2 rRNA genes are annotated in these 2,574 nt (G+C 54.1%); both read left to right on the top strand.

Going from position 1 to position 2,574, the window contains the following annotated elements:
• A 23S ribosomal RNA gene (locus tag JGZ97_RS17995) occupies positions 1-2,241 on the top strand; the annotation flags it as partial.
• Between the two features lie 189 nt (positions 2,242-2,430).
• Positions 2,431-2,546: ribosomal RNA gene (gene rrf, locus JGZ97_RS17990) — 5S ribosomal RNA — on the top strand.
• Positions 2,547-2,574 lie beyond the last annotated feature (28 nt).

Genomic DNA, 2,574 nt, shown 5'->3' with positions numbered 1-2,574 from the left:
AGTTGCTGGGATTAGACCCGAAACCGGGCGATCTATCCATGGGCAGGTTGAAGGTTGAGTAACATCAACTGGAGGACCGAACTCACGTATGTTGAAAAATGCGGAGATGACCTGTGGATCGGAGTGAAAGGCTAATCAAGCCCGGAGATAGCTGGTTCTCCTCGAAAGCTATTTAGGTAGCGCCTCGTGTCTCACCATGGGGGGTAGAGCACTGTTTCGGCTAGGGGGTCATCCCGACTTACCAACCCGATGCAAACTCCGAATACCCATGAGTGCAATCACGGGAGACACACGGCGGGTGCTAACGTCCGTCGTGGAAAGGGAAACAACCCAGACCGTCAGCTAAGGTCCCAAAGTTACAGTTAAGTGGGAAACGATGTGGGAAGGCTTAGACAGCTAGGAGGTTGGCTTAGAAGCAGCCACCCTTTAAAGAAAGCGTAATAGCTCACTAGTCGAGTCGGCCCGCGCGGAAGATATAACGGGGCTCAAACTGTACACCGAAGCTACGGATGCCGTAAGGCATGGTAGAGGAGCGTTCTGTAAGCCGTTGAAGGGTAAGCTGTGAGGCAGCCTGGAGGTATCAGAAGTGCGAATGCTGACATGAGTAACGATAAAGGGTGTGAAAAACACCCTCGCCGGAAACCCAAGGTTTCCTGTCCAATGCTAATCAGGGCAGGGTGAGTCGGCCCCTAAGGCGAGGCAGAAATGCGTAGTCGATGGGAAGCAGGTTAATATTCCTGCACCTCACATAAGTGCGATGGGGGGACGGAGAAGGCTAGGCCAGCGCGGCGTTGGTTGTCCGCGTTTAAGGTAGTAGGCTGGGATCTTAGGTAAATCCGGGATCCTAAGGCCGAGAACCGATGACGAGCTCTCTTTTGAGCGAAGTGGTTGATGCCATGCTTCCAGGAAAAGCCTCTAAGCTTCAGCTTATGTGAGACCGTACCCCAAACCGACACAGGTGGGTAGGTAGAGAATACCAAGGCGCTTGAGAGAACTCGGGTGAAGGAACTAGGCAAAATGGTACCGTAACTTCGGGAGAAGGTACGCCGGTTTTGGTGATGGGACTTGCTCCCTAAGCTGAGGCCGGTCGAAGTGACCAGGTGGCTGCAACTGTTTATTAAAAACACAGCACTCTGCAAACACGAAAGTGGACGTATAGGGTGTGACGCCTGCCCGGTGCTTGAAGGTTAATTGATGGGGTTAGCTTCGGCGAAGCTCTTGATCGAAGCCCAAGTAAACGGCGGCCGTAACTATAACGGTCCTAAGGTAGCGAAATTCCTTGTCGGGTAAGTTCCGACCTGCACGAATGGCGTAATGATGGCCACACTGTCTCCACCCGAGACTCAGTGAAATTGAACTCGCTGTTAAGATGCAGCGTACCCGCGGCTAGACGGAAAGACCCCGTGAACCTTTACTACAGCTTCACACTGAACTCTGAACCTACTTGTGTAGGATAGCTGGGAGGCTTTGAAGCGGTGACGCCAGTCACCGTGGAGCCGTCCTTGAAATACCAGCCTGGTATGTTTGGGGTTCTAACCCAGGTCCGTTATCCGGATCGGGGACAGTGTGTGGTGGGTAGTTTGACTGGGGCGGTCTCCTCCCAAAGCGTAACGGAGGAGCACGAAGGTGGGCTCAGCATGGTCGGAAATCATGCATTGAGTGCAAAGGCATAAGCCCGCTTAACTGCGAGACAGACACGTCGAGCAGGTACGAAAGTAGGTCTTAGTGATCCGGTGGTTCTGTATGGAAGGGCCATCGCTCAACGGATAAAAGGTACTCCGGGGATAACAGGCTGATACCGCCCAAGAGTTCACATCGACGGCGGTGTTTGGCACCTCGATGTCGGCTCATCACATCCTGGGGCTGAAGCCGGTCCCAAGGGTATGGCTGTTCGCCATTTAAAGTGGTACGCGAGCTGGGTTTAGAACGTCGTGAGACAGTTCGGTCCCTATCTGCCGTGGGCGTTTGAGATTTGAGAGGAGCTGCTCCTAGTACGAGAGGACCGGAGTGGACGAACCTCTGGTGTTCCGGTTGTCACGCCAGTGGCACTGCCGGGTAGCTACGTTCGGACAGGATAACCGCTGAAAGCATCTAAGCGGGAAGCCCCCCTCGAGATGAGATCTCACCAGGGCCTCGAGCCCTCTGAAGAGCCGTTCAAGACCAGGACGTTGATAGGCCGGGTGTGTAAGCGTTGTGAGGCGTTGAGCTAACCGGTACTAATTGCTCGTGCGGCTTGACCATATAACACCAAAGCGGTGTTATCGGCACACTGATACGACAAGCCAGATAAAACGGTCGAACACGAACAGATTCAAGACTTCAATCGGCAGAAAATAGCGCCTGCATTTTCTGCACTTCCGCCAGACCCAAAGCACTCGCGAAGCTCGCGGGGCCAGCTTTCCATGGCGGTCGGATCCACAACCTTTTTTGCTTGGCGACCATAGCGGTCCGGAACCACCTGACTCCATCCCGAACTCAGAAGTGAAACGGTCCAGCGCCGATGGTAGTGTGGGGTCTCCCCATGTGAGAGTAGGTCATCGCCAAGCGCCTTATCCTGAGAAACCCCCGGCACAC

It is taken from the genome of Motiliproteus sp. SC1-56 (genome assembly GCF_017309075.1).
In the GTDB taxonomy this organism is placed as follows: Bacteria; Pseudomonadota; Gammaproteobacteria; order Pseudomonadales; family Balneatricaceae; genus Motiliproteus.
The sequence above is the reverse complement of the archived record's forward strand: the minus strand, read 5'-3'. Positions and strand labels throughout refer to the sequence as shown.